The 26729-nt window shown below is 61.7% G+C and carries 33 protein-coding genes; 15 read left to right on the top strand and 18 right to left on the bottom strand.

Annotation, left to right across the window (positions count from 1 at the left end):
- Positions 1–399: 399 nt before the first annotated feature.
- The 4 genes from HU825_RS12725 (at position 400) to HU825_RS12710 (ending at position 4035) form a co-directional block, all read left to right on the top strand.
- Positions 400–1737, top strand: a complete 1338-nt coding sequence (locus HU825_RS12725; protein WP_234302153.1) for a TRZ/ATZ family hydrolase — start codon at positions 400–402, stop codon at positions 1735–1737.
- 140 nt (positions 1738–1877) lie between these two features.
- Positions 1878–2576: a bifunctional 2-polyprenyl-6-hydroxyphenol methylase/3-demethylubiquinol 3-O-methyltransferase UbiG gene (gene ubiG / locus HU825_RS12720; RefSeq protein WP_234302152.1), complete on the top strand. Its 699-nt coding sequence runs from the start codon at positions 1878–1880 to the stop codon at positions 2574–2576.
- Positions 2576–3247, top strand: a complete 672-nt coding sequence (gene mupP, locus HU825_RS12715) for an N-acetylmuramic acid 6-phosphate phosphatase MupP (protein ID WP_043296456.1) — start codon at positions 2576–2578, stop codon at positions 3245–3247. Before ubiG ends, mupP begins: the two co-directional genes overlap by 1 nt.
- 47 nt (positions 3248–3294) lie before the next feature.
- Entirely contained in the window at positions 3295–4035 is a 741-nt protein-coding gene (locus HU825_RS12710; protein WP_077684004.1) for a YciK family oxidoreductase, read from the top strand.
- Between the two features lie 121 nt (positions 4036–4156).
- Here HU825_RS12710 and HU825_RS12705 read toward each other — a convergent pair whose 3' ends face one another.
- From HU825_RS12705 to HU825_RS12695, 3 genes are all read right to left on the bottom strand, one after another.
- Entirely contained in the window at positions 4157–4570 is a 414-nt protein-coding gene (locus HU825_RS12705; protein WP_043296461.1) for an HPF/RaiA family ribosome-associated protein, read from the bottom strand.
- Between the two features lie 246 nt (positions 4571–4816).
- On the bottom strand, positions 4817–5077 hold the full coding sequence (locus tag HU825_RS12700; RefSeq protein WP_043296463.1) for a hypothetical protein: 261 nt from the start codon (positions 5075–5077) through the stop codon (positions 4817–4819).
- A 184-nt stretch (positions 5078–5261) separates the two neighbouring features.
- Positions 5262–6080 carry an inositol monophosphatase family protein gene (locus HU825_RS12695; RefSeq protein WP_043296464.1) on the bottom strand — a complete coding sequence of 273 codons (819 nt, stop codon included), beginning with the start codon at positions 6078–6080 and terminating at the stop codon, positions 5262–5264.
- A gap of 167 nt (positions 6081–6247) precedes the next feature.
- Between HU825_RS12695 and HU825_RS12690 the strand changes: the two genes are divergently transcribed.
- Positions 6248–6868, top strand: coding sequence for an RNA polymerase sigma factor sigma-70 region 4 domain-containing protein (locus HU825_RS12690; protein ID WP_234302151.1), 621 nt, complete (start codon positions 6248–6250; stop codon positions 6866–6868).
- The gene (locus HU825_RS12685) at positions 6861–7595 is read left to right on the top strand and encodes a hypothetical protein (RefSeq protein ID WP_156716559.1); all 735 of its coding nucleotides are present in this window, start codon (positions 6861–6863) and stop codon (positions 7593–7595) included. Before HU825_RS12690 ends, HU825_RS12685 begins: the two co-directional genes overlap by 8 nt.
- Positions 7596–7607: 12 nt before the next feature.
- Here HU825_RS12685 and HU825_RS12680 read toward each other — a convergent pair whose 3' ends face one another.
- Both HU825_RS12680 and dgt read right to left on the bottom strand, forming a co-directional pair.
- Positions 7608–7853 carry a DUF2789 domain-containing protein gene (locus HU825_RS12680; RefSeq protein ID WP_043296704.1) on the bottom strand — a complete coding sequence of 82 codons (246 nt, stop codon included), beginning with the start codon at positions 7851–7853 and terminating at the stop codon, positions 7608–7610.
- 141 nt (positions 7854–7994) lie between these two features.
- Positions 7995–9485 carry a dGTPase gene (gene dgt / locus HU825_RS12675; protein WP_234302150.1) on the bottom strand — a complete coding sequence of 497 codons (1491 nt, stop codon included), beginning with the start codon at positions 9483–9485 and terminating at the stop codon, positions 7995–7997.
- 121 nt (positions 9486–9606) lie between these two features.
- Between dgt and HU825_RS12670 the strand changes: the two genes are divergently transcribed.
- Together HU825_RS12670 and HU825_RS18785 are read left to right on the top strand one after the other, a co-directional pair.
- On the top strand, positions 9607–9825 hold the full coding sequence (locus HU825_RS12670; RefSeq protein WP_234302149.1) for a hypothetical protein: 219 nt from the start codon (positions 9607–9609) through the stop codon (positions 9823–9825).
- A gap of 116 nt (positions 9826–9941) precedes the next feature.
- Positions 9942–10073 (top strand): hypothetical protein, encoded by a 132-nt coding sequence (locus HU825_RS18785; RefSeq protein ID WP_256203196.1) that lies wholly within the window; start codon positions 9942–9944, stop codon positions 10071–10073.
- Between the two features lie 60 nt (positions 10074–10133).
- Here the strand turns inward: HU825_RS18785 and HU825_RS12665 are convergent, their stop codons facing one another.
- Complete coding sequence (locus tag HU825_RS12665) at positions 10134–11024, bottom strand: EamA family transporter (protein WP_234302148.1); 891 nt, start codon at positions 11022–11024, stop codon at positions 10134–10136.
- Between the two features lie 176 nt (positions 11025–11200).
- Here HU825_RS12665 and HU825_RS12660 point away from each other — a divergent pair, with 176 nt between their 5' ends.
- Positions 11201–11899 carry a YebC/PmpR family DNA-binding transcriptional regulator gene (locus HU825_RS12660; RefSeq protein ID WP_008566919.1) on the top strand — a complete coding sequence of 233 codons (699 nt, stop codon included), beginning with the start codon at positions 11201–11203 and terminating at the stop codon, positions 11897–11899.
- A 48-nt stretch (positions 11900–11947) separates the two neighbouring features.
- Positions 11948–12289 (top strand): YajD family HNH nuclease, encoded by a 342-nt coding sequence (locus HU825_RS12655; RefSeq protein WP_234302147.1) that lies wholly within the window; start codon positions 11948–11950, stop codon positions 12287–12289.
- Between the two features lie 27 nt (positions 12290–12316).
- Here the strand turns inward: HU825_RS12655 and HU825_RS12650 are convergent, their stop codons facing one another.
- Positions 12317–12748, bottom strand: coding sequence for a universal stress protein (locus HU825_RS12650; RefSeq protein ID WP_155553082.1), 432 nt, complete (start codon positions 12746–12748; stop codon positions 12317–12319).
- Positions 12749–12878: 130 nt separating this feature from the next.
- On the opposite strand from HU825_RS12650, the gene HU825_RS12645 reads away from it, so the two are divergent.
- Positions 12879–13319: a group II truncated hemoglobin gene (locus tag HU825_RS12645; RefSeq protein WP_234302146.1), complete on the top strand. Its 441-nt coding sequence runs from the start codon at positions 12879–12881 to the stop codon at positions 13317–13319.
- Positions 13320–13410: 91 nt separating this feature from the next.
- Positions 13411–14280: a GNAT family N-acetyltransferase gene (locus HU825_RS12640; protein WP_234302145.1), complete on the top strand. Its 870-nt coding sequence runs from the start codon at positions 13411–13413 to the stop codon at positions 14278–14280.
- A 548-nt stretch (positions 14281–14828) separates the two neighbouring features.
- Here the strand turns inward: HU825_RS12640 and rpoS are convergent.
- The 7 genes from rpoS to ispF form a co-directional block, all read right to left on the bottom strand.
- Complete coding sequence (gene rpoS, locus HU825_RS12635) at positions 14829–15824, bottom strand: RNA polymerase sigma factor RpoS (protein ID WP_043296483.1); 996 nt, start codon at positions 15822–15824, stop codon at positions 14829–14831.
- A gap of 97 nt (positions 15825–15921) precedes the next feature.
- Positions 15922–16773: a peptidoglycan DD-metalloendopeptidase family protein gene (locus HU825_RS12630; protein WP_223250058.1), complete on the bottom strand. Its 852-nt coding sequence runs from the start codon at positions 16771–16773 to the stop codon at positions 15922–15924.
- A gap of 29 nt (positions 16774–16802) precedes the next feature.
- Positions 16803–17738 (bottom strand): polyprenyl-phosphate transporter, encoded by a 936-nt coding sequence (locus HU825_RS12625; protein ID WP_077683997.1) that lies wholly within the window; start codon positions 17736–17738, stop codon positions 16803–16805.
- A gap of 18 nt (positions 17739–17756) precedes the next feature.
- The gene (locus HU825_RS12620; protein ID WP_008566909.1) at positions 17757–18392 is read right to left on the bottom strand and encodes a protein-L-isoaspartate(D-aspartate) O-methyltransferase; all 636 of its coding nucleotides are present in this window, start codon (positions 18390–18392) and stop codon (positions 17757–17759) included.
- A gap of 41 nt (positions 18393–18433) precedes the next feature.
- Entirely contained in the window at positions 18434–19183 is a 750-nt protein-coding gene (gene surE / locus HU825_RS12615) for a 5'/3'-nucleotidase SurE (RefSeq protein ID WP_213663136.1), read from the bottom strand.
- Positions 19183–20223 carry a tRNA pseudouridine(13) synthase TruD gene (gene truD / locus HU825_RS12610; RefSeq protein ID WP_234302144.1) on the bottom strand — a complete coding sequence of 347 codons (1041 nt, stop codon included), beginning with the start codon at positions 20221–20223 and terminating at the stop codon, positions 19183–19185. The genes surE and truD overlap by 1 nt, the downstream gene beginning before the upstream one ends.
- Positions 20220–20693 (bottom strand): 2-C-methyl-D-erythritol 2,4-cyclodiphosphate synthase, encoded by a 474-nt coding sequence (gene ispF, locus HU825_RS12605; RefSeq protein ID WP_234302143.1) that lies wholly within the window; start codon positions 20691–20693, stop codon positions 20220–20222. The genes truD and ispF overlap by 4 nt, the downstream gene beginning before the upstream one ends.
- Before the next feature lie 182 nt (positions 20694–20875).
- Between ispF and HU825_RS12600 the strand changes: the two genes are divergently transcribed.
- Positions 20876–21178, top strand: coding sequence for an ArsR/SmtB family transcription factor (locus tag HU825_RS12600; RefSeq protein WP_054095304.1), 303 nt, complete (start codon positions 20876–20878; stop codon positions 21176–21178).
- A gap of 38 nt (positions 21179–21216) precedes the next feature.
- Positions 21217–22266 (top strand): alkene reductase, encoded by a 1050-nt coding sequence (locus tag HU825_RS12595; protein ID WP_043296491.1) that lies wholly within the window; start codon positions 21217–21219, stop codon positions 22264–22266.
- 167 nt (positions 22267–22433) lie between these two features.
- On the opposite strand, the gene fghA is transcribed toward HU825_RS12595, so the two are convergent.
- Both fghA and HU825_RS12585 read right to left on the bottom strand, forming a co-directional pair.
- A complete protein-coding gene (gene fghA / locus HU825_RS12590) occupies positions 22434–23279 on the bottom strand; it encodes an S-formylglutathione hydrolase (protein WP_138299710.1) in 846 nt (281 codons plus the stop codon).
- Positions 23280–23368: 89 nt separating this feature from the next.
- On the bottom strand, positions 23369–24484 hold the full coding sequence (locus HU825_RS12585; RefSeq protein WP_077683994.1) for an S-(hydroxymethyl)glutathione dehydrogenase/class III alcohol dehydrogenase: 1116 nt from the start codon (positions 24482–24484) through the stop codon (positions 23369–23371).
- 132 nt (positions 24485–24616) lie between these two features.
- Here HU825_RS12585 and HU825_RS12580 point away from each other — a divergent pair, with 132 nt between their 5' ends.
- Positions 24617–25516, top strand: a complete 900-nt coding sequence (locus HU825_RS12580) for a LysR family transcriptional regulator (RefSeq protein WP_043296497.1) — start codon at positions 24617–24619, stop codon at positions 25514–25516.
- Positions 25517–25653: 137 nt separating this feature from the next.
- Here the strand turns inward: HU825_RS12580 and ispD are convergent, their stop codons facing one another.
- Positions 25654–26373 carry a 2-C-methyl-D-erythritol 4-phosphate cytidylyltransferase gene (gene ispD / locus HU825_RS12575; RefSeq protein ID WP_234302142.1) on the bottom strand — a complete coding sequence of 240 codons (720 nt, stop codon included), beginning with the start codon at positions 26371–26373 and terminating at the stop codon, positions 25654–25656.
- The gene (gene ftsB / locus HU825_RS12570) at positions 26370–26648 is read right to left on the bottom strand and encodes a cell division protein FtsB (RefSeq protein ID WP_008566898.1); all 279 of its coding nucleotides are present in this window, start codon (positions 26646–26648) and stop codon (positions 26370–26372) included. The genes ispD and ftsB overlap by 4 nt, the downstream gene beginning before the upstream one ends.
- Positions 26649–26729: the final 81 nt, after the last annotated feature.

The raw sequence follows: 26729 nt of genomic DNA, 5'->3' as shown, positions 1-26729 counted from the left end.
GCCGCTCCGATCAATCTTTATCTCTCGTCAGCGGGAGGCGAATCATACAGCGTTCAAAACCGCTGTCAACCACCTCTTTCACCGCTTCCGATCAATCCGACCGAAGCCACCAACAGGACTCAACCACCACCCTGCCAGCCCGGCGCATTCTACTCGAATCCGCCACCAGCACAACCCTCAGTCTCAAGCAACTTGTTGATTTACAAGAACTTTTAGCAGAGGACCGCGCCAGAAGTGGTGCGCATTATAGGGGGCTGAAAGTGTGCGTCAAGCGCTTTATTGCGCTCATGGCTCAACCACAAGCCGTGGCCATGGGCGGATCTCTCTTGCGGGGTTTCATTCGCGCCGTAAACCCATCGGCTTTACACTTGCCAACTTTGTTATTGCTTTGGCCCTGCTATGTCAGAACTCGACTCCGAACAGCTGGATCTTCTCCTTTTTCCTACCTGGCTCGTTCCGGTCGAGCCAGCGGGCGTAGTTCTCCGGGAGCATGGCCTGGGTATTCGCGACGGACGCATCGTCTTGATCGCTCCGCGGCCGGAGGCAAACAAGCATGCAGCAAGGTGCGTTCTGGAGCTGCCCGACATGCTTCTCGCACCGGGGCTGATCAACGCGCATGGGCATGCTGCGATGACCTTGTTTCGCGGACTAGCTGACGATCTTCCGCTCAAGAGTTGGCTGCACGATCACATCTGGCCTGCCGAAAATCGCTGGGTTGACGAAGCTTTCATTCAGACCGGTACGGAACTGGCAATTGCCGAGCAACTGCTAGGCGGTATCACCTGCATTTCGGACATGTATTTCTTCCCAGAAGTAGCCAGTGAAGTCATACATAGATGTGGGATGCGAGCCCAGATCGCCGTTCCGATAATGGATTTCGCCGTTCCGGGAGCCCGCGACGCAGGCGAAGCGTTACGCAAGGGCGTCGCGCTTTTCGACGATCTCAAGCACCATCCAAGGATCAGCATTGCGTTCGGTCCGCATGCCCCCTATTCAGTCGGCGACGACAGTCTTGAAAAAATGCGCATCCTGGTTGCGGAGACGGATGCAGGCATCCATATGCACCTGCACGAAACCGCGTCGGAGATACATGAAGCGTTGCAGCGTCATGGCGAGCGCCCACTGGCACGCCTGGCGAAACGACAGCTTCTAGGACCCCGCTTCCAAGCCGTACACATGACGCAGATCGACGACGAAGACCTTGCGCTCCTCGTCGAGAATAATTGCAGCGTAATCCATTGCCCCGAATCGAATCTGAAGCTGGCAAGTGGATTCTGTCCCGTGGAACGGCTTTGGGCCGCCGGCGTCAATGTGGCGATCGGCACGGACGGCGCGGCAAGCAACAACGATCTCGATCTGCTGGGCGAAACCCGAACCGCGGCGCTTCTTGCCAAAGCCGTCGCCGGATCGGCCAGCGCGCTGGACGCGCATCGCGCCTTGCGCATGGCGACCTTGAATGGCGCTCGAGCGTTGGGTCTGGACGAGCATACGGGTTCGCTGGAGGTTGGTAAGTTTGCGGATCTGGTGGCATTTGATCTTTCCGGCCTGGCACAGCAACCCGTTTACGACCCGGTGTCACAGCTTATATATACCTGCGGCCGGGACTGCGTTCGCCATGTCTGGGTAGCCGGAAAGCAACTGCTCAGCGATCGCCGATTGACCCGCATCGATCAGGACGAACTGATGGCGAGCGTGCGTCAGTGGGGCACGAAGATACGCAACGGAAAAAAGCTCTGACTCTTTCTACAGGACGCTGCACCACTGCGACAAACTGCCCCACGAGAGAGAACATTACCTCTCTCCTTTATCGGACTGAGGCTGGCAACATGGGCAATTGCAGCTCAAGCTTCACCTCAAGATCTTAAACGGAACAGACCATGAGCAACGTCGACAACGCCGAAATCGCCAAATTCGAAGCACTCGCCCATCGCTGGTGGGATCGTGAAAGCGAATTCAAGCCGCTGCACGAAATCAATCCACTACGCGTCAACTGGATCGACGAGCACGTCGCCTTGGCCGGCAAGAAAGTGCTCGATGTCGGTTGCGGCGGAGGGATTCTCAGCGAGGCGATGGCTCAGCGCGGCGCCCAGGTTACGGGTATCGACATGGGCGAAGCACCGCTTTCCGTGGCGCGCCTGCACCTGCTGGAGTCGGGACTGGAGATCGATTACCGGAGAATCACTGCCGAAGACATGGCTACGCAATGCCCCGAACAGTTTGATGTCGTAACCTGCCTGGAGATGCTGGAACACGTGCCGGACCCGGCCTCGGTAATTCGCGCCTGCTGCGCGCTGGTCAAACCCGGTGGCCAAGTGTTTTTCTCGACCATCAACCGCAACCCGAAAGCCTATGCGCTCGCTATCGTCGGGGCGGAGTACCTGCTGCAACTGCTGCCGCGCGGCACGCACGATTTCAAGAAATTTATCCGGCCGTCGGAGCTGGGCGCCTGGAGCCGCGATGCCGGCTTGGCAGTCAAGGATATCGTCGGTCTCACCTACAATCCGCTAACCAAGTTCTACAAGTTGTCGGCGGATGTCGATGTCAATTATATGGTTCAGACCATCAAGGAGGCTTGATGCGCCTGCGCGCCGTTTTATTCGATATGGACGGAACGCTGCTCGATACCGCCCCTGACTTCATCGCCGTTGCCCAAGCCATGCGACTGGCGCGCGGCCTGACTCCGGTCGCGGATCAGCAGATACGCGATGTGGTTTCTGGCGGCGCCCGGGCGATGGTACTGAGTGCATTCGACGTCGACCCCATGTCAGACGAGTTCGAAACGCTGCGTCTGGAGTTTCTCGAGCGCTACCAATCGCATTGCGCGGTGTACAGCCGCCTGTATGACGGGATGGAGCAACTGCTTCAGGACATCGAGCAAGCGAAGCTGATCTGGGGCGTGGTGACTAACAAGCCGTTGCGTTTTGCCGAACCGATCATGCAGCAGCTCGGGCTCGCTTCGCGCTCCTCGGTGCTGGTCTGTCCCGACCATGTCAGTCGCAGCAAGCCTGATCCAGAGCCGATGCTGCTCGCTTGCAGGAAGCTGCAGCTCGACCCGTCTACCGTACTCTTCGTCGGCGACGATCTGCGCGATATCGAATCGGGGCGCGCCGCCGGAAGCAAGACTGCCGCGGTGCGTTACGGCTACATCCACCCGGACGACAACCCAGGCCTGTGGGGGGCCGACGTGGTGGTGGACAACCCGCTTGAACTGCGCTCCGTGCTTGACCGGGCACTGTGCAGCTGCTGAGCCGTTGGCGCTTTGCGTCCAGACTTCTGAAACAAGAGAGACTTTTCATGTTTGACTACTCCGCCCGCCCCGACCTTCTCGCGGGCCGAATCATCATGGTGACCGGCGCTGGCCGGGGGATCGGCGAAGCGGCCGCGAAGGCTTACGCTGCTCATGGCGCCACGGTGTTGCTGCTGGGCAAGAACGAAGACAACCTCAACCGCGTCTACGACGATATCGAGGCAGCGGGTTACCCACGTCCGGCAGTCATTCCGTTCAACCTCGAGACGGCATTGCCGCACCAGTACGACGAACTCGCCGCAATGATCGAGCGAGAGTTCGGTCGTCTGGACGGCCTGCTGCACAACGCTGCCATTGTCGGTCCTCGTACACCGCTGGAGCAGCTCTCAGGCGACAATTTCATGCGCGTGATGCAGGTGAACGTGAACGCAATGTTCATGCTCACCAGCACGCTGCTGCCGCTGCTCAGGCTATCGGCGGATGCGTCGGTCATCTTCACTTCCAGCAGCGTCGGTCGTAAGGGCCGCGCATACTGGGGCGCTTACGCAGTATCGAAGTTCGCTACTGAAGGGCTGATGCAGGTTCTGGCCGACGAACTCGATGGCACCGCCTCAATTCGCGCAAACAGCGTGAACCCGGGCGCCACACGCACCGATATGCGCGCCAAGGCCTACCCAGGGGAGAATCCGCTGGTCAATCCGCTACCACAGGACATCATGCCGGTCTATCTGTATCTCATGGGTCCCGATAGCGCAGGCATCAACGGCCAAGCATTGAACGCTCAATAATCGAAGCCGCAAAGAGAAACGGGGTGCACCGCATGCGGGCACCCCGTTTTTTGTTAGCGAAGAAGGGAAATCACTCGTCGGGCCTCGCCACCGCTAGGCGATGCAAGGCTCGGCGGTGCGTTCACGAGCTACGCAGCTGCTCGTCGGCGAGGAAATCCTCCTCCAGCAGCGCATCCTGCATGCCGGCGCCGCCTTCATTTCCTTGTGGCTGGGTGACGGCACGCTTGCTACGCAGCTTGCCGAACTGATGGCTCAGCGCGTTGCCTAGCTTATCGATCGCACCGTCGATGGCCAGCTCCAGCGACTCGGCCTTGTGGGTCACGGAAATCGGCTGCTGCCCTTTCGGGCGTGCCTCGATCTGGCAGCGTTTGTCATGCGCGCCGGCTTTCTCGCCGTTTTCGTCGTTGAGATGCACGACGATTCGGGTCAGTTCGTCGTCGAAACGCTCCAGCTTGCTGGCGACACTGGCACTCACCCAGTCGACTAACCGGGCACTGCCTTCGATGTGGTTATCGCTATGAACCTGGATTTGCATACGTCGTCCTTACTTCCGCTTCGTGAAGGCCATCTTTTCAGATGGCTTGAGACAAGCTATGCCACCGTTGCCGTTTTTAAGCAACGGGGAAATCAGCGCAGCCGTGAAAAGAGCCTGATGACTGCCGACACGGCTCTGCCGTTTAGCAGCGCGATACGGGCAATTACCCGATGATTGGCGAGCGTTCGTCGCCGGCCCCGCTTCTGGAGGGGCCGCATCGAAAACCAGCCAAACCACGCATCGTTTTCAGGCCGCCTCGGGAAATAGCCGCAAGCCGTGATCAAGACATTGATCTACCAGCCATTTTCCATGCGCAAGGGAAAGACGCTGGGCCTTGTCCAGCTCCGCCATGAAGGCGTGCTCGACGGGCAGGGACATGCGGCGGGTAGCATGACCCGACGGGTCGCTGATTCGGCAACCGCCGGCCCAAGGCGTCGGCGAACCGGGATACTCCATCACATCGGCAATGATGTGATAGCCACGGTAGGTGCATTGCATCGTGCTCATGATCGGTACCTCGCAGTCTCGAAGGCATCCATCAGGACGATACGACTGTTCGACAGCAACAAAAGCCCCGCTGGAGTACCAAGCATCCATCCGGCATGCAATCCGAGAACGGATCCTAGCGGATGTGTTCGACAGGCTGCGCGCCTCACCACGGCAATGCAATGTGCGACCGACGAAGGGCGCCTCAGCCATCCAGCGACGGGCCAATCAATTCCGCCAGCTGGTCATAAACGCCCGGACCGGCCACCAGATAAGGATTGCCATCGAGCAAGCCATCGTTGCGAAAGAAGTCGTTGATCCGTCCGCCAGCTTCCGTCACAAGCACAAGGCCGGCGACGCAGTCCCAACTTTTGAGCTGCGTTTCGTAGTAGCCGATCAAGCGCCCGGCGGCGACATAGGCCGTCATCAGCGCACCGGAACCGTTGCGGATGAACATGCCGCCCTCCTCCAGCAGCTTTTGCAGGAAGGGGATGAAATGCTCCTTGCCGCGCGGATGAAAGGTTCCGGTCCCCGTCAACCCCTCACGCACATGTCGCGCCTGACTGACAGCGAGCGGCGTGTCATTGACGAAGGCACCGCTGCCCTTGCAACCGTGGAACAGCTCGCGGTGATTCGGATCGGCGATGGCACCGAGGTACGGCTCGCCGTCGACCAGCAGGCCGACGGACACACACCAGTTATGCAGCCCATTGACGAAGCAGGCGGTGCCATCGATAGGATCGATGACCCAGACGCAGCGTGCATTGAGATCGGCGGAGCCACTCTCCTCGCCGAGAAAGCCATCCTCGGGGAAATGCTCGCTCAGCTGCGCACGAATGAAGGCTTCGATCTGCTTGTCGGCAATGCTGACCACGTCCTGTCGGTCATCCCCCTTGTGCTCTACCGTTAGATCGTTGCGTTGCTGATAGAACTCCATGCCCATTTGCGCTGCCTGCTGTGCCACGCTTTTCGCCCAGGCATAACGCGCCTCGATATCGAGCGTGGTGCCGGTGGAAGAAGCCATCGCAAAATCCTCAGAAGCCGAAGTGAAGGCGGGATTCTAAAGACAGGCAGCGCTCGGGCCTACCGCATCCCGGATATTTCAAGTAGCCCTTATAAGCAACATTTGAATATGTAGCCAATTAGGGCTACTTTCTGGCAGGTAGCGTATGTACACCAACGGAGCGACTCGTGAACCTGAAGGCTGTCCTGACCGGAGATCTCATCGACTCACGCTCGATGCGCGACCCCAACGCATTCATCGCTCAGCTGAAGATTTTGCTCAGCGAACTCGGCGAGCACTTTGACGCCCAGGTCGAAACCTTCCGCGGCGATGGCTTTCAGGTTGTCATGCGCCATGCGCAGGACGTGTTCGACTGCGCGGTGGCGATACGCGCCGGCCTGCTTGCCGCCAGCGCGCCAGGCGAGCGCTGGGATGCGCGGCTGGCCTTGGGCATCAGCCAGGACAACACCGCGGCGCAGCCCTACAGCGAAGCCTTCGTTCTCTCCGGCAGGGGGTTGGATGGCATGAAAAAAGAGACGTTCTGCATCTTCAGCGACGAGCCCGGGCTCCAGCGCTGCACCGAGTTGCCGACCGCATTTCTCGCTGCACTGATTGATCGCTGGACCCCCGTGGAAGCGCAGACCTATTTCTTGCATCTGGTCCAAGGTCGCGACCAGCAGAGCATCGCCGAGCAGCTGGGCAAATCCCGCGTGACGGTGACCAAGGCCCTGCAACGCGCCGACGCGCGCCTGGTGGATCGCTATCTGGCCTGCACTCGCGGCTGGGTCGAGGAGCTGCAGCATGCCTGACTCGACGACGCTGCTGCTGGCGCTACTGCTCGGACACGTCGCCGTGGATTTCCTGCTGCCACTGCGCCAGCGTATTCGGACTCACACGCCAGCCTGGCGCAGCCCGGCGCTCTATCTTCTGGCATTTGCCCAAGGACTCGCGGCGCTGGTGATATTCGCCCTGCTGCGCGGCGGACTGGCGTTCGCCTGCGGTGCGGCCCTGGTATTGGCGTCGGGTCGCCTGCTGACCGCCGGCTGGGCGGCCAGCCGAGGTCCTCGCACTGCCGCCACGCTCCTTCTGGAACATGGCGTGCAGGTGGTACTGGTGCTAGCGCTCTGGCTATCCAGCGAACGACTGTGGACTTCGTTCCCGACCTTCCTGCAGGCGCAGGCCAGCACCCATCACCTGTCGATCCTGCTGACCTATCTGGTGGCCTTCAAACCAGCCTCGGCGTTGATCGGCGCCCTGCTCAAGCCCTGGCAGGAGCGCCTAGGCACTGACGATTCACTGGTCAACGGCGGCGCGTTCGTCGGCTATCTGGAACGTGGCCTGATCGTGACCTTCGTGCTGCTGGACCAATGGCAGGCGATCGGCTTTTTGCTGACTGCCAAGAGCATCCTGCGCTTCAACGAATTGAAGGGCCGCAACAACCGCCAGCGCAGCGAATACGTACTGCTGGGTACGCTGTTGAGCTTTTCGCTGAGTATCGCGCTGGGGCTGGCCGTAGCGCTTACACAGGATCCATAAGCGTGCCGGAGGTCACGGCGCGTTGTGTTCGTGCAGGCGCACGTTGAGCTCATCGACGATCGGCGCCCACTCCGCGTCCTCCAGCAATTCGCCCTTGAGGAATGCCGCTTGCGACTCGTTCCAGAACGGCGCCTCGGACACCTTCACCTCGTTGGGCAGCGGCGCATGCTGGGCGATGAACGCGTCGATACTGGCCGGATCGGAGTCCAGCCCCAGTTGTTCGAACAGGGTACCGAGGTCTTTATTGGGCAGTTCCATGAAATTCTCCGCATCGATGGCGCAGGCGATCATGCGCGCGCCGTTGCAGATAAGAGGCCGTTGCAAGCGATGCAGTTCCACCACGTTTCCCCAGCACGATGGCATAGCGCACTCCACGACCGCCCTCCTCCCTGCCTCCAGCTACAGCGCCGACAGCGCGCGGTATTCGTCCTGAGCGAGCTGATCGGTCATGCCGCTGACAAGGTCCTGCAGCAGACGGCTGCGGTAGTAGAACTCCCACAGCGCAAAGTCCGGCGAAGCCTGCGGCACATCCTTCAGCGCCTCGTGATAGGCCTTGACCAGCTGATCGGGCAGGCGACGGGCAAGCATCTGCAGTTGCGGCTCGCGCCGACAGTCGCCGGCGGCCAGCGCACGGAAGGTCGCCGGCGCAACCCGTAGCAACGCGCCATAGTCATCCAACAGTCCCTGGAGGATGCGATAGCCCTGCAGTTGCAGTGTTTCCACTTCGCGATGGCAGAACACCCGCTCCATCGCTACATCCTTGAATGTCTGCACGATGGCGTTGGGCAAGCTGCGATCCTCCAGCAACGCCCGATCCAGCGTGCCGTGGAAGATCGCCTCGATGTTGTCGATGAACTGCCGCGCGGCGTGCTGCACCAGCGGGTGAATCATGGTCACCCGCAGCCAGATGAAGAACTCGCCGGTCTTGTTGATCGGCTCGCGCCCGGCGCGCTCCAGTGCATAGCCAACCATGCTGCGAAAGCTGCGCTCGGCACCGGGAATCGGCTCATCCAGCGCGCCATGCTCGGCGAACTTGACCAGCAGCAGCTGCGCCAACTGCTCGATGGTGAAGATGCCCTTCTCCACCGAATCCTCGATATCGGCCAGGCAGTAGGCGATGTCATCGGCGGCCTCCATGATGTAGGCAAGCGGATGGCGGCTACCGGGCTGCAAGTCGAGCACCTGCTGCAGTTGCTCGATGAACGGCTGCTCCGACAGGTAGAAACCGGGCTTTTTCTGCAGATAGGCGCCGGGACTGCCTTGCACCGGCCGCTCGGCATACGCGGCACGCACGTACTTGAGCAGTCCGGCGGTCTGGGTATAGGTCAGATTCAACCGCAACAGGCTCACCACCAGACGGATCGCCTGCGCGTTACCCTCGAAGCGCTTGAGATCGGCCAGCATGCGCGCGCGCAGCTCGGCATCGCCTTGCCCAAGCGGTACCGCGGCGCCAAACAGCTCGTCGAGATGACGCGCGAACCATTCGCCGATAGCGAATTCGCCGAAATGGCCAAAGGGCGGGTTGCCGATGTCGTGCATCAGACAGGCCATCTCCACCAGGCTCTGCAACACGTTTTCGATCCCGTCCAGACCGTAGTCCGACGCTCTGGCACCCAGCTGCTTGTACAGTGTGCGGACGATGAACCGGCCGGTCTGCTGCACCTCCAGCGAATGCGTGAGGCGGCTGCGCACCGCGGCGTTGCGCTCCAGCGGAAAGACCTGCGTCTTCTGCTGCAACCGACGCACGGCAGCGGAATTGATGATACGGCCACGATCGCTTTCCAGCTGATCGAGAATTGCGCCAATGTCGCCGTCGCTCGCCTTCATGCCGGCCTCGACCCTGCCGTAGGGACGCTGGCGGGAAATCTTTTCCTTGAAATCAACCGGCATAGCTCGCACTCGCACAACGGAAAGCGCCGAGCCTAACGCGCTGTCGCCGCGATACCAAGCGCGGGACTGGCATTGGCGCGCGGGCTCTGCTATCCAGTCGCCCACATCGACAGGAGGCCCCATGAAACGAGCGGATTTCCATCAGCAGAACGCAGCACGTGCCCAGGCCGAAGCACAGCGGCTGCTCGACCAGCGCGCTACGCTGGGTGCGCAGTGGCTCGCCTGGGCCGCGACCGAGCTTTATCGGCTCAGTCCCGCCGAATACGCCTCGATGGTCCGTCGCGAACTCGAGCGGCTCAGCCGCGAACCCGAGAATGAGCGCAGCCACCCGTCTCGTTGAACAGGCTGCCTGACGACAGCGGGTCCATACTGTTTGGGCAGGCAGGCGCGGTTCGACCAGTCGCCCCGTCCCGCCGACTCGAAGTACCCAGCCACTTACCGTCCGAGGTGAACATCATGAGCAAGGGTATGGATACGAAGAAGCAGGCCAAGAAGAAGCCGCTGAAAAGCGCTCAGGAAAAACGCCTGGCCAAGCGCGCCAAGAAGAGCGGCTCCACGCTCTTGGGCAGCCACACCGCAACCCACTAGGCGACAATCCCGCCAAGCACGCCCCGCACACTGCGGGGCGTTTGGCCTCAGCAATCAGCATTACGAGCGCGCTCCGAGCGGACGCATGAGCCCGACCAGCCGCGCGCCGCCGACATTGACCAACAAGCCCAGCATGACCAGCAGGGCACCGGTCATCTGCAGCGCATCGAGGCGCTCGCCGAGCAACAGCGCCGACGACGACAGACCAACCACCGGCACCAGCAGCGAGAACGGCGCCACCTGGCTCGCCGGATAGCGCGACAACAGTCGACTCCACAGGCTGTAGCCGAGAATGGTCGCCCCGAACGACAGATAGGCCAGCACCAACAAGGACTTCAGGCCGAAGCCCTGCAGTGCGGCCTCGATGGCTACCGGCCCCTCCAGCCACCACGATAGCCCCAGAAACGGCAACGGCGGCACCAGGCTGCCCCACACCACCAGGCCAACCAGATTCACATCGCCGATCTTGCGCGTCACGACGTTGCCCAGCGCCCACATCGACGCTGCGCCGATGGTCAGCACGAAGCCGGCCAGCGTCATCCCCTGCCCACTCTGCGCGCCGATCAGCGCCAGCCCGCCGGCAGCAACCAGCAATCCCAACAGATTAACGGAACGCACCCGCTCGCCCAGCAGCAGCGCGGCAAAGAACAGCGTGAAGAACGCCTGCGACTGCAGAACCAGCGAAGCCAGCCCGGCGGGCATGCCTACCTTCATTGCCGAGAACAGGAACGCGAACTGCCCCAGCGAAATGGTCAGGCCATAGGCCAACAACCAGCGCAACGGCACCCGCGGCGGCCTGATGAAGAAAACCGCCGGCAACGCCGCCAGCAAAAAGCGCAACGCCCCGAGCAGCATGGGCGGCACATCTTGCAACCCCACCATGATGACGACGAAGTTCAAGCCCCAGACCACGATCACGACCAGAGCGAGCAACAGATCTCTCGGCGACATGACACCCCACCCCGCATCGGGTAAAGAATCATTAGAGCCGCTGTCCGGACGGACCTCTCCGTACAGTGAACAGGCATTTCGTCGATACAGTTCGCCGCCATTCGCTGCATACAGATGCCGCCGGAACGGCGACCAGCTAGAATTCGCCGCTCGAACGACCTCACACGAGACAGGCTATGGGCGCACAGTGGAAAGCGAAGCATAAGGAAGCGGCAGCGAACGCCAAAGGACGGATCTTCGGCAAGTTGTCGAAGGAAATCATGATTGCCGCCCGCAGCGGCGCCGACCCTGACATGAACCCCCGTCTACGCCTGGTGGTCGAGCAGGCCAAGAAGGCCTCCATGCCCAAAGACACCCTGGAGCGTGCCATCAAGAAAGGCGCGGGCCTGAGCGGTGAGGTCGTCCATTACGAGCGCACCCTCTACGAAGGCTTCGCGCCGCATCAGGTTCCGCTGATCGTCGAGTGCCTCACCGACAACCTCAACCGCACCGTGGCGGAAATCCGCGTGCTGTTCCGCAAGGGCCAGCTGGGCTCCTCCGGTTCGGTGAGCTGGGATTTCGACCATGTCGGCATGATCGAAGCGGCCCCCGAAGGCGATGCCGATCCTGAAATGGCCGCCATCGAGGCCGGCGCGCAGGATTTCGAAGCGGCAGATGAGGGTGCCACGCTGTTCATCACCGAGCCTACCGACCTCGATGCGGTGTGCAAGGCACTGCCGGAATTCGGCTTCACCGTGCAATCGGCACAGCTGGGCTATCGACCGAAAAATCCGGTCAGCCTGTCGGGAGCCGAGCTGGAGGAAGTCGAAGCGTTCCTCGAAGCCATCGATGCACACGACGATGTCCAGCATGTCTACGTCGGTCTGGCCGGCTGACGTACGACACACCTTCACCGTGAACAGACTTCAGCGAGCGGACCAGCCATGAGCACGAACAAGCCAACCACGCCCTACAGCCAGCGCGAGCAGGGTTATCGGGAAAAGGCGTTGAAGATGTATCCCTGGGTCTGCGGACGTTGCGCGCGGGAATTTTCCGGCAAGCGTCTCAGCGAGTTGACGGTCCATCACAAGGACCATAATCACGACAACAACCCGGAGGACGGTTCCAACTGGGAGCTGCTCTGCCTGTACTGTCACGACAACGAGCATTCCCGCTATACGGATAGTCAGTACCAGGCAGAAGCCCGCCCCGGCAGCGACCTGGGGCCGAAGGAAACCTTCAAGGCCTTCGCCAACCTGGCCGATCTGCTCAAGGGCAAGCAATGACGTAGGGCGGCCAAGCCGCCCGAGCCGTCACTTGACCAGCAGAACCGGAACGGTCACCTCGTGGATCACCCGGGTCGCCACGGAGCCCAGCACCAGTCCGGTGAAACTGCCCAGCCCGCGCGTCCCCATCACCACGGTATCGCAACCCAGACGCTTGACCGCATCGTTGATCTGCTCGGAGACGTTGCCAAGCACTGCATGGGTTGCATGGGTGATTCCGGCAGCCTTCAGCTTCTGTGCGGCCTCGTCGAGCACTTCCTGAGCTTGCGCCATCAGGCCGGCGTTGAGATCGTCGATCAGGCTGGCGGTAACGTATTCGCCGTAAATGATGGGTTCGTGCTGGACATTCAGTACCTGCACCTGCAGCGGCAACGACGTATCGCGAACCAGATCGATCACATACTGCAGCGCGCGTTTGGCGTTTTCCGAACCATCGAATGCAAGCAGAATATTGCGCATAGACACCTCCCTTGTTGAGTGAACTTGAGCATAGCCCAGCAGCATGACAGCGGCTCGCCACCATCGAGGCTGTCTTGATCTGGCGCAAGCAGGCATCATTTCAGGCTAATCACGCGACGCTGAGGTAAGCATGACAACCCCTGAAACTCCCCCTTTCGGCACCGCCGACGCCTCGTTCCAGGCAGCGGGCGGCACTGCCGGCATCGAGCGACTGGTAGATGATTTCTATCACGCCATGAATCAACTCCCACAGGCAGCGGGTATTCGCGCTATGTACCCCGAAGACCTGACATTGCCACGCGAGAAACTGGCCGCATTCCTCAGCGGCTGGCTGGGCGGGCCGCGTCACTATGCGCAAAAATTCGGTCCAATCAGCATTCCGCAATTCCATACACGCTGGGAGGTCGGCGACGCCGAGCGCGACGCCTGGCTCGACTGCATGGCCTACGCCATTGCACGACAGCCCTATTCCGCCGAATTCGCCGAATACCTGCTCCAGCAGCTGCGCGTACCCGCCCAGCGTATTCTCCAGGCGCAGCCCGCGCATGGTTGTCCAGGCGCGCGGCAATAACGCGGCACAGCTTCATCGTTCAGCTTCATCAGGCTTCGATACGAGCGGCTCGAACGCTAGACTAGGCGGCCTCAAAAACCAGCGGACGGCCATGTCAGCCCTCGACTTCCTGCAGCTCTCTGCCGCGCAACACCCCCTGATCGTGAAGTTCTACCGGACCCATCACAGTCGCAACCGGGTTCGGCCACAGGCACGATGCTGGGTTGTACGCCGACGATGCGAGATCATTGGTGGGCTGTGCCTGACACCCGTGGCGTACGGCCATTTCCTGACCGGCCTGCTGATCGCTCCAGATGAGCGCAACCAGGGCATCGGCGCACAATTGATGCGGCAGGCCCTGAAGGACATCCAGCAGCCGATCTGGCTGTTCTGCCAGCCACGTCTTTATGGCTTCTATGCACGTCTCGGATTTACCCTAGCTAGCACCCTGCCCGAGGCGCTGGCTGATCGGCTGGCACGCTACCAGCAAACCAAGACATTGATTGCCCTTCAACGCAACGCGCGGATGACCCCCTTGCCCAGACCAACGCTGACGATATCCATTGCCTGCCTGTTCGATGAATCCGGACGCGTCCTCGTCGTGCGCAAGCGCGGCAGCTCCTATTTCATGTTGCCCGGCGGAAAGTCGGAGCCAGGCGAAACACCCATACAGACGCTGCAACGTGAACTGCGGGAAGAGCTAGGGTTGCAGCTGGATGAAGGCGCGTTCCAGTCGCTCGGTCATCATTCAGCGCCAGCCGCGAACGAGCCGGGACACTGGCTCGAAGCGGAGGTGTTCCAAGCGTCCCTTACCCAGTCCGTAAAGGTGCAGGCGGAACTGGAGGAGTTGGACTGGCTGGGCTTGCCACCTGCGCGTACCGAGCATCTGGCACCGCTGCTGCGTGAAAAAATTCTACCGCTGCTGCTGGAGCGCGAAGACCGGCTCTCGCTGCGCTTTACACAACCTGCAGCGACTGATTAAAGAACTGCCGTTAAAGCTGATCGGCGCGGCTGCGCTTGCGGCAAGCCGTGGGTTCGACACTGGCGCTACTTTTTCCGGGCAAAAAAAAAGGGGCGGGAGTTTATCCCCGCCCGTCTTCTTCCCTGCTCCCTTTGTCCATCATCTTCCTGATGAAATCGCTCCGCGATTGTTCCTTGGCCCTCATCCCTGCTGACCCGTGCTTATCCATAAGCACGGAGGGGATATTAATGACTTTAAGGGCGCCGACAACTCGCAGAGATTCGCGCACCGATGCTGCCTAACAGCCCGGACCTCAGAAAAAGAATTTTAAAATCAATCAGATAAGCAAAATTCTGGCGAATCGAGGAAAACGCAGCAGCGCGATTACACGCTTCTCTTACAGTGTGCGTAAGCAAATGCTTACAAAAGAAAGCGACACACGGGAAACCTCTACGACTCGCGATTAATTCCATCGACCGTGAGCCGTCGAATTGGCAAAGGGCATCACTACGGCGGGGCATGCTCGCTATTGGCCCGGCAGAGCGGCCGGGCTAATAGCGGGCAACTCCCTACTGGAACAGCGCCTCGCTAGAAAGACCATTGCGCTCCAGAATCTCGCGCAACCGCCGCAGCGCTTCGACTTGAATTTGCCGAACGCGCTCGCGAGTAAGGCCGATCTCCTGTCCGACTTCCTCCAGCGTGCAACTCTCATGACCGCGCAGCCCGAAACGACGCACCACCACTTCACGCTGCTTTTCGGTCAGATCGGAAAGCCACTGATCGATGCTGGCGGACAGATCGTCATCGAGAAGCAGCTCACAGGGATCGCTCGGTTTGTCGTCCGTCAGGGTGTCGAGCAAGGTCTTGTCGGTATCCGGTCCAAGCGATACGTCCACCGAGGTAACACGTTCATTGAGCCCGAGCATGCGTTTCACCTCGGCCACCGGCTTCTCCAGCAGGTTGGCGATTTCTTCGGGGCTGGGCTCGTGATCGAGCTTCTGGGTCAGCTCTCTGGCCGCGCGCAGGTAGACGTTGAGCTCTTTGACCACATGAATGGGCAGGCGGATGGTGCGGGTCTGGTTCATGATCGCCCGCTCGATGGTCTGCCGAATCCACCAGGTGGCATAGGTCGAGAAGCGGAAACCACGCTCGGGATCGAACTTCTCCACCGCGCGGATCAGCCCCAGGTTGCCCTCCTCCACCAGATCGAGCAGCGACAGACCGCGATTGACGTAACGTCGGGCGATCTTGACGACCAGTCGCAGGTTGCTTTCGATCATGCGCTTGCGCCCCGCCGGATCGCCCTTGCGCGCCAGGCGGGCGAAATGAACTTCTTCTTCGGGGGTCAGGAGGGGGGAAAAACCGATTTCGTTGAGATACAACTGCGTGGCGTCGAGCGCGCGGTTGTAGTCGATGAACTTGTGTTGCTTGCTGGCCGCGAGCTTGCCTTTGCTACTCGCGGGACTTCGATGCGCCTCGCCAACCGCCTCGAAGTCTAGGGTGGGTTCCATGAGCAGAACCTCGTCGTCAACGTCAAACTCCAGCGCTTTTTTTTCGAGTGCCATTTTTATTGTCCCGTTCTGAGTTCGACAACGGGCTCAGGCGACGCGCGATCCTTGGCGAAACCAGAGCCCATCCTACGTGGAACGGGTGGCCGTCAGGTCAACGCCTTGGCAGGTACTGCATGGGGTCTACGGGTTTGCCCTGACGGCGGATCTCGAAATGCAGCTTTACGCGGTCGGTGCCCGTCGAACCCATCTCGGCAATGCTCTGCCCAGCTTTGACTTGTTGACCCTCCCGAACCAGCAGCCTGCGGTTGTGGCCGTAGGCGCTCACATAGGTATCGTTGTGCTTGATGATCACAAGTTCGCCGTAACCCCGTAAACCACTACCGGCGTACACAACAGTCCCATCAGAAGCAGCCAAAACAGGCTGGCCTAATTGCCCAGCGATATCAACGCCTTTATTCAAACTCCCGTTTGAGGAAAAACGCCCGATGATCTGACCGTTCGTTGGCCATGCCCAGCCGCTGGCCGAACGTGCCACCGGAGTGACCTTCGTGGCCGGCACCGGTTGGGTGGGCGCCTTGCTGAGTGTTGGCGGCGACTGCTGAGGGACGGGCGTTGCGACAACAGCAGGCGGCACTGTCCTGGGGGTTGGCGCAGGCGTTGGCGCGCTTCGAGGTATCGGAGCACCGGCCACGGCGTTGCTCGCACCCCGGTCGAAGCGAATGCGTTGCCCTGGATGGATGACATAGGGCGGTTGAATCCCGTTTGCGCGGGCCAGTGCGCGCCAATCCCACCCGTAGCGACCGGCGATCGACGACAGCGTGTCGCCGCGACGCACCGTGTGATAGCCGCTGGTAACGGCCGGACGGCCGTTACGGTCCACCACCTGCACGCCTCCCTGCTGGGGTGTCGAACAGCCGGTCAGCAACCAGCCGGCCAACAGCGCGCCAGGCACGAAACGGAACAAGGGATCGCGAATCAACCGCTGAATGGCTGTGAGCCTCAATGCTCGCTCCCTGAAGAAGAACTCTCTGTTCAGACGCTTTCTGCTGCCGGCTGGCGGCGACTGGCGAGCCACTCCAGGCTGAGCACCAGCGCGATACCGGCGACCGCCAGAACAACTGCCAATACGAATTGCGGATCCTGCCCGGTGAGTTCGCCATAGGCGCCCGGAAACAGGTTCTGTTCCAGCACCGGCGTACGCTCGCCGTGCGAATTGGTGCGCCAGGTCAGCGTTTCCTTCCACGGCCAGACCTTGTTCAGCGAACCCAACATCAGCCCGGTGAGAAAGGCCAGCGTCAGATCGCGCCAGCGATGCAGCGTCCAGTGAAGCAGTTTGGCGAAGCTGAGCAGCCCTACCGCACACCCGACCGCAAACACGACCAGTACGGCGATGTCGAAGCTCTTTACCGCGGCCAGCACCGTCGGATAGAGACCGAGAAGCACCAGCACGAAGCTGCCGGAGATACCCGGCAAGATCATCGCGCAGATGGCGATGGCTCCTGCGAAGAACAGGCTAAGACTATCGGTTCCCCACTGCATCGGTGCCGCCACGGTGATCCAGTAGGCGAAGGCGATACCCAGCACGAAGCTGATACCGCTCGACAGGTTGCGTTGACGGATTTCCCGAGCGACCAGGTGCACCGAGACCAGAATCAGACCGAAAAAGAACGACCACACTGGAATCGGATGCTGCTCCAGCAGATAGGTAATCAAGCGAGCCAGACTGAATACGCTGGTGAGGATACCGGCCAGCAAAGTTATCAGAAACCCGGCATTGGCGATTGTCCAGGCCTCGCCCACCCGGCCACGTAGCAACGATCCCAGCGCCCGGGGAAACGCCGCGATAGAACGCAGCAGTTCGTCATAGATGCCGGTAATGAACGCGACAGTCCCGCCGGATACGCCAGGCACCACATCCGCCGCACCCATCGCCATGCCCTTGGCGTACAGCAACAAAGCGTCTTTCATGCTTCCTTCCACTGATGATCAAACAACCGGTCCATTGAGCAGCGGCACGAAGCGTACGGAATCCAGAAGGCGGCGCGAAAAGCCGGTTTCCTCACGAACGATCAGCATCAGTTGCTGAACCTCGCCGGCCCCGACTGGAATCACCAAACGCCCACCGGGCGCCAGTTGATCGAGCAGGGCCTGCGGTACCTCGGCAGCCGCCGCAGTAACGATGATGCCATTGTAGGGCGCCAGCGCAGGCCAGCCCTCCCAGCCATCACCCCAGCGAAAGACCACGTTACGCAGCTTGAGTTCGGCCAGACGCTCCTTGGCACGCTCCTGCAACGCCTGGATGCGCTCCACGGAAAACACCCGCTCGACCAGCTGCGCCAACACCGCGGTCTGGTAACCCGAACCGGTACCGATCTCCAGCACCTTGTCCAGCGGGCCGTCGGCCAGCAGTAGCTCGCTCATGTGGGCGACCATGAACGGTTGCGAAATCGTCTGGTTGTGTCCGATGGGCAGCGCAGTGTCCTCGTACGCGCGATGCGCCAGTGCTTCGTCGACGAACAGATGCCGCGGCGTGCGGCGGATCACTTCGAGCACATGAGGATTGGAAAGACCCTCCTCGTACAACCGCTGGATCAACCGATCGCGGGTGCGCTGCGAGGTCATGCCGGTACCGTGTCGCATCAGATCGCCCGATCCGCGATGACTCACAGCAGATCCTCCAGCCAGCGATCAAGGCCGTGGAATGCCTCGCGGAACGTGCGATCCAGCTGCAGCGGCGTGATCGACACATAGCCCTGCATCACGGCATGGAAGTCCGTACCAGGTCCGCCATCCTCGACGTCTCCGGCGACGGAAATCCAATAACCTTCCTTGCCACGCGGATTGGCCTGCTTGACCGGCGGCTTGGCGCGGCTGCGATGCCCAAGACGGGTCAGCCGAATACCGCGGATGTGATCCAGCGGCAGGTTCGGCACATTGACGCTGAGCACCGTGCGCGGCGGCAGATCGAGCTGATCATGTTTCTCGACCAGCGTCCGGGCGATGGCGGCTGCAGTCGGCAGGTTTTCCGGAGAACGGGAAATCAGCGAGAAGGCGAATGCCGGACGCCCCGTGAACCGTCCTTCGATGGCCGCCGCGACGGTGCCTGAATAAAGCACGTCGTCGCCCAGGTTGGCGCCGAGGTTGATACCCGAGACGACCATGTCTGGCGTTTCGGCCAGCAGCCCGTTGAGCCCGAGGTGCACGCAATCGGTGGGCGAGCCGTTCAGGCCGATGAAGCCGTTGGGCATGCTCACGGGATGCAGCGGGCGATCCAGGGTGAGTGCGCTGCTGGCGCCGCTCATGTCCTGGATCGGGGCAACCACCCGGCACTCGGCATAGTCGGCCAGCGCGTCATAAAGCGCGGCGAGCCCGGGCGCATGCACCCCGTCGTCGTTGGCGATCAGAATACGCATCAGATGTCCATCTGCCCTGCCAGGTTGACCAACTCGCGCACCACAGCGGTGGCGAAACATCCGGTCGGCAGGACGAATTCCAGTTGCAGAATGTCAGGCTCGGGATAATGCCACGACAAACCCCCAATGGGGAGGCGAAGAATGCGCCGTTCGTGCTTCATGCCAGCATCTGCGAGCCACTTGGCGATCACCGGCTCATTGCCAGCAATCCGCTGTTCCAGCGCCTGGACATCGCCTGCGGCCGGCGATTCTCCAGCGCCCCACAGCGGTCCGGTGGGATGCAGATCGAGAATCGCCAGCCGCGGATCATCACATTCAGCCTCACCCGCCGGAAAAAAACTGCGGCTATCGGTGAACGCGAGCAGATCACCCACCTGAGCACGATCCCAGGTTGCCGCAGCGACCCGGTCGGCAAGAACGCGGTTGAACAGGTAGCTGCGGCCGGCCGAGAGTAGCCGCGAACGCAAGTTGCGCTGCTCCGGCAGTTCCCCGCGGCCGGCGAATTCGCGGGCGCCGTGCAGATTGCCACCTTCATGGCCGAAACGCTGCAGACCGAAATAGTTGGGTACACCCTGATCCCGGATGCGCTCCAGGCGCGCGTCGAGCGCTGCACGCTCGCCGCGCAGCTCCGTCAGGCGCAGAGTGAAGCCGTTGGCCGAATGGGCGCCGCGCTGCAATTTGCGCTGGTGGCGGCTGCGCTGGAGGATCTTCAGGCTTTCGTTCTCCGCAGCCGCCAGGTCCGGGTCGCTCTTGCCCGGCAGGTGCAGACTGAACCACTGCCGGGTCAGCGCCTGGCGGTCCTTCAGCCCTGCGTAGCTGACCATCCTCAGCGGCACCCCGGCGGCTCGCGCGATGCGTCGGGCGGCTTCCTCGGTGTTGAGGTTGCGCTTTTCCACCCATAGCCACAGGTGCTCGCCTTCACCGGACAAGGCGATGTCCAGCACCTCGTCGACCTGAAAGTCCTCGGCCACCGCCTTCAGCACCGCACTTCCGCAAGGCTCGCCATGCGCCCGTGGCCCCAGCAGCTGGTTCTCGCTCATGCGCGTACCAGCAAGGCGACCGCATGCACCGCGATTCCCTCCTCGCGCCCGACGAAACCAAGCTTCTCCGTGGTGGTGGCCTTGACGTTGACCTGATCCAGCGCCACCTGCAGATCGGCGGCGATCAGCTCGCGCATGCGCTCGATGTGCGGCGCCATCTTCGGCGCCTGCGCAATGATGGTGGTATCGACGTTGCCGACCGCCCAGCCCTTGGCTTTCACCTGCTCTAGCACATGACGCAACAGCACGCGGCTGTCGGCGCCCTTGAACTGTGGATCGGTGTCCGGGAAATGCTTGCCAATGTCACCCAGCGCCGCCGCGCCGAGCAGTGCATCGCTCAAGGCGTGCAGCAGCACGTCACCATCGGAATGCGCCAGCAACCCGAAGCGATGCGCAATCCGCACACCGCCGAGCGTGATGAAATCGCCCTCACCGAAGCGGTGTACGTCATAACCGTGGCCGATACGCATATGAGAGATACCTTCGAAAGAACGCAGGCGGCCGATTCTACAGGACCCCGTAGTGTCCGGATGACAAAGAGCCGCTGAGCTATCGATATCGGCGATAAGCATCATCAACTATATCAATCATATATCGCCAAACCACGATATATAGTTCGCCTCATTCCGATATACCTTTCAACGGAACCGATATGCCGGACGACCTCGACGACATCATCAAAGCACTCGCCCACCCGCTGCGCCGCGACATTCTGCGCTGGCTCAAGGAGCCGCACCTGCATTTCGCCGAACAGCATCACTCGCTGGAGAACGGCGTCTGTGCCGGGCAGATCGATCAACGGGCCGGGCTGTCGCAGTCGACAGTGTCAGCGCACCTGGCAACGCTGCAGAAGGCCGGCCTGATCAACAGCCAGAAGGTCGGCCAGTGGCATTTCTTCAAGCGCAACGAGGCCGTGATTCAGGCCTTCGTCGAACGCATCGGCCAGTCACTCTGAAGCTCTTCATTTTCCCAATGCACAGGAGCGGTATCGCTATGCCCACTCTCTTCGACCCGATCAAGATCGGCGATCTGGAACTCACCAACCGCATCATCATGGCGCCTCTGACCCGTTGTCGTGCCGAACCCGGCCGCGTCCCCGGCGACTTGATGGTCGAGTATTACGCGCAGCGCGCCGGTGCCGGCCTGATCATCAGCGAAGCCACTTCGGTCACGCCGATGGGTGTCGGCTACCCGGACACGCCCGGCATCTGGTCGGCTGAGCAGGTGCAAGGCTGGAAGAAGATCACCGAAGCCGTGCATGCCAAGGGCGGCAAGATCGTGCTGCAGCTCTGGCATGTGGGGCGTATCTCCGATCCGCTGTACCTCGACGGCCAGTTGCCGGTCGCTCCGAGCGCCATCAAGCCGGCTGGCCATGTCAGCCTGGTGCGTCCGATGAAGGACTACGAAACTCCGCGCGCGCTGGAAACCAGCGAGATCCCGGCCATCGTCGAGGCCTACCGCAAGGGTGCCGAGAATGCCAAGGAGGCCGGTTTCGACGGCGTGGAAATCCACGGCGCCAACGGCTATCTGCTCGACCAGTTCCTGCAGGACAGCACCAACCAGCGCACCGATGCCTATGGCGGCTCGCTGGAAAACCGTGCGCGACTGATGCTTGAAGTGACCGACGCCGCCATCAGTGTCTGGGGCGCCGGTCGCGTCGGCGTACACCTGGCGCCGCGCGCCGATTCGCATGACATGGGCGATTCCAATCGCGCCGAAACCTTCGGCTACGTCGCCCGTGAGCTGGGCAAGCGTGGCGTCGCGTTCATCTGCACCCGCGAATACGCCGGCGAAGATAGCCTCGGGCCGCAGCTGAAGCAGATCTTCGGCGGCGTGTATATCGCCAACGAGCGTTTCACCAAGGAACAGGGCAATGCCTGGCTGGCAGAAGGCAAAGCCGACGCAGTCGCCTTCGGCATTCCGTACATCGCCAACCCTGATCTGGTCGAGCGTCTACGCCAGGATGCACCGCTGAACGCGCCCAAGCCCGAGCGGTTCTACGCCCAGGGGCCGGTCGGCTACACCGATTATCCGTCGCTCTAAGCTCCGGCGATGGAAAGGCCCGGTCGGGAATTCCGACCGGGCCTTTTTTTGTGCCCGTCTTTGGCGTTCATCCTTCCGGTCCGTCCCGAGTGTGTTCAACGCCCCCGGCGTGACAGGCAGACGCTCGATTGAACCGGCACGTGGATGAGGCTACGCCGTCATTCACCCTATGCGTTCAGCGCCTCGGCATGATGGCGCAGATGGTCCTCGATGAAGCTGGCGATGAAATAGTAGCTGTGGTCATAGCCCGGCTGGATGCGCAGGGTCAGCGGATGCCCGGCGGCCCTGGCGGCGGCTTCGAGCGTCCGGGGCTTCAACTGGCTATCCATGAAATCATCACGATCGCCCTGATCCACCAGAATCGGCAGCTTCTCGCCCGCCTCGGCCAGCAGCGCACAGGCATCCCACTCGCGCCAGCGTGAGCGATCCTCGCCGAGGTAGTGACTAAACGCCTTCTCACCCCACGGACAGTCCAGCGGGTTACTGATCGGCGCGAACGCCGACAGCGACCGGTAACGCCCCGGATTCTTCAGCGCGCAGATCAGCGCGCCGTGCCCGCCCATCGAATGCCCGCTGATGCCTCGGCGATCGGAAACCGGGAAGTTCGCCTCGATCAGCATCGGCAGCTCATGCACCACGTAGTCATACATGCGGTAATGCTGCGCCCAGGGCTGCTCGGTCGCGTTGAGATAGAAGCCAGCGCCCAGGCCTAAGTCCCAGGCGCCGTCGGGGTCGTCCGGCACATCCGCGCCGCGTGGGCTGGTATCCGGAGCGACGATGATCAGCCCAAGCTCGGCGGCCAGACGCTGTGCACCGGCCTTCTGCATGAAGTTCTCGTCGGTGCAAGTCAGCCCTGACAACCAGTACAGCACGGGCAGTCGGGCACCCTGCTCCGCGTGCGGCGGCAGGTAGACGGCGAACACCATATCGCAGTTCAGACTGCTGGACCGATGACGGTAGCGCTTGTGCCAGCCACCGAAACTCTTATTGCTGGAAACGATTTCTAGAGTCATGGACGTGCCTCGCGCAGGGTGAAAAACCGCAAGGTTTTCCCACCGGATAAGGTGGATAAGCCGTGCGGCGGCGTTATCCACCCTACAGGTCAGAAATGGATGACGGTGCGGATGCTCTTGCCTTCGTGCATCAGGTCAAAAGCCTTGTTGATGTCGTCCAGCCCCATGGTGTGGGTAATGAAGGTATCCAGCGGGATCTCGCCGGCCTGCGACTTCTCGACGTAGCTGGGCAGCTCGGTGCGCCCCTTCACGCCGCCAAACGCCGAGCCGCGCCATACGCGCCCGGTCACCAGTTGGAATGGACGGGTGCTGATTTCCGCACCCGCCGGAGCGACGCCGATGATGGTCGACTCACCCCAGCCCTTATGGCAGCACTCCAGCGCCGCGCGCATCAACTGGACATTGCCGATGCACTCGAAGCTGTAATCCACGCCGCCGTCGGTCATTTCGATAATCACATCCTGGATCGGCTTGTCATGGTCCTTCGGATTGACGAAGTCGGTGAGCCCCAGCTCGCGAGCCACGGCTTCCTTGGCGGGGTTGATGTCGATGCCGATGATGCGACTGGCCTTGGCCATCTTCGCGCCGATGATCGCCGCCAGCCCGATGCCGCCCAGACCGAAGATCGCCACGGTCGAGCCTTCGGTGACCTTGGCGGTGTTGAGCACCGCACCGATGCCGGTGGTCACGCCGCAGCCGAGCAGGCAAACCTTCTCCAGCGGTGCGTCCTTGGGAATCACCGCCACCGAGACTTCCGGCAGCACGGTGTACTCGGAGAAGGTCGAACAGCCCATGTAGTGGTAGACCGGCTGCCCCTGGTAGCTGAAGCGCGTGGTACCGTCCGGCATCAGACCCTTGCCCTGGGTGGCGCGCACGGCGCTGCACAGGTTGGTCTTGCCGGATTTGCAGAACTTGCACTCGCGACATTCGGCGGTATAGAGCGGAATCACATGATCGCCAACTGCCACCGAAGTCACGCCCTCGCCGACCGCCTCGACGATGCCGCCGCCTTCGTGACCCAGGATGCAGGGAAAGACCCCTTCGGAGTCCTGCCCGGACAAGGTGTAGGCGTCGGTGTGGCAGACACCGCTGGCAACGATGCGTACCAGCACTTCACCAGCCTTGGGCGGAGCGACGTCGACCTCGACGATCTGCAGAGGCTGGTTCGGGCCGAAGGCGACGGCGGCGCGCGATTTGATGGTCATAGGGGCACTCTCGAGGTGACAAGGAAAGCCAAGAGTGTAATTGAGCGACAGATTGGTTTAATCAGCCTTTTCTGGAAAACATTATTGCCAATCAGGGACAATGGCCTGTGACGCCAGAATGGGAGATCAACGATGAGTCGCTGGGAAGGCCTAGACGAATTCGTCGCTGTTGCCGAATGCGGCAGTTTCATGCGCGCCGCCGAGCATCTGCGCGTCTCGTCTTCACATGTCAGCCGTCAGGTCGCCCGCCTGGAGGAACGTCTGCAGGCACGCCTGCTCTACCGCACCACGCGCCGGGTGTCGCTGACCGAAGCGGGTCACACCTTCTTTGCGCGCTGCCAGCGATTAATCGAGGAACGCGACGAGGCATTCCTGGCAATCAGCGACCTGCACGCCGCTCCCACCGGGCTGCTGCGCATGACCGCGGCGGTGGCCTACGGCGAGCGCTTCATCGTGCCGCTGGTCAACGAATTCATGGCACAACACCCGCAGCTGCGAGTCGAGATCGAACTGTCCAACCGCACGCTGGATCTGGTGCAGGAAGGTTATGACCTGGCGATCCGCCTGGGCCGCCTCGGTGAGTCGCGACTGGTCGCCACCCGTATCGCGCCGCGCGCGATGTACCTGTGTGCGGCGCCATCCTATCTGGAGCGCTACGGGCGACCGCACACGCTTTCCGAGCTGGGCCGACACAACTGCCTGATCGGCACCGGCGACACCTGGACCTTCCAGATCGACGGCCGCGAACAGCACTTCAAGCCAAGCGGAAACTGGCGCTGCAACAGTGGCCAGGCGGTGCTGGACGCTGCCCTGCGCGGCTTCGGACTCTGCCAGCTGCCCGACTATTACGTGCAGGAACCGCTGCGCCACGGTGAGCTGGTTTCGCTGCTGGAGGCCAATCAGCCGCCGGACACCGCCGTATGGGCCGTTTACCCGCAACGGCGCTATCCGCTACCGAAGGTCCGTTTACTCATCGAGGCGCTGAAGATCGGCCTGGCACAGCGCCCCGAATATGCCGGGACGCTGCTCTAGCGCGTACTTAATCATGATCGCGTCAGACGGGCTGACAATCCGGAGACCTGGGCAAAGAGGTTGACGCTGTGCTCGAGCCGTCGTCCACGCGCGGTGCGGCGGCGCTCTATCGTATCCAGCGGTAGCGAGCGCGGCGTCTAGCTGTTGTCCGGCGTCTTGGCCGGCCAACGCTGCTGCAGCCAGAGCAGGTCCTCCGGCCGGGTGACTTTCAGATTATCTGCCCGTCCTTCCACCATAAGCGGCGCAAAGCCCGCCCACTCCAGTGCCGAGGCCTCGTCGGTGACGCTTACGCCGCTGCGCAGCGCCCTTTCCAGCGCGTCACGCAGCAAACCGAGACGGAACATCTGCGGCGTGTATGCCTGCCAGATCACACTGCGATCCACCGTTTCCAGCACGCGCCCGTTGGCGCCGACACGCTTGAGCGTATCGCGCGCCGGCACACCCAGAAGCCCGCCGACGGCATCTTCGCCCAACTCGGCCAACAGCGTGTCCAGGTCTTCACGCGTCAGGTTGGGGCGCGCCGCATCGTGCACCAGCACCCAGTCCTGGTCCTGCGCACCCAGCTCGCCAAGTCGCTGCAGACCATTGAGCACCGAGTCACAACGCTCGCGCCCGCCGGCGGCGCGCTGCACGCGTTTGTCGCGGGCACAGGCGAGGCCCGGCCAGTACGGATCGGCGTCGGCCAGGCTGACCACCAGTCCGCGCAATCCCGGATGATCGAGAAAGCAGTCGAGGGTGTGTTCGATGATGCAACGCCCACCGAGCGGCAGGTATTGCTTGGGGCGATCGGCACGCATACGGCTGCCCACACCAGCGGCCGGTATCACCACCCAGAAATCAGGCAATGCGCGGCTCATTCGGTCAGCTGATAGAGGGTCTCGCCCTCTTTGACCATGCCCAGCTCCTGGCGCGCGCGCTCCTCGACCGTCTCCATGCCGGCTTTCAGCTCCAGCACTTCCGCTTCGAGGATGCGGTTACGTTCAAGAAGGCGTTCGTTCTCGCCCTTCTGCTCGGCGATCTGTTTATTCAGGCTGCTGATCTGGGCAAGGCTGCCCTCGCCTACCCACAGACGATATTGCAAACCGCCCAGCAGCAGGATCAGCACGACGAACAACCAGTAGGGACGGCGCATAGCAGGCATGAAACGAACTTCGGCGGTTTTCAGTATGGAAAGATGGCGAGCGCACCGCTGGCGGCCCGAGTGACTTCCGCG

The sequence above is a fragment of the Pseudomonas phenolilytica genome (genome assembly GCF_021432765.1).
In the GTDB taxonomy this organism is placed as follows: Bacteria; Pseudomonadota; Gammaproteobacteria; order Pseudomonadales; family Pseudomonadaceae; genus Stutzerimonas; species Stutzerimonas phenolilytica.
Note: the sequence above shows the minus strand (reverse complement) of the source record. Positions and strands in the feature narration are given on the sequence as shown.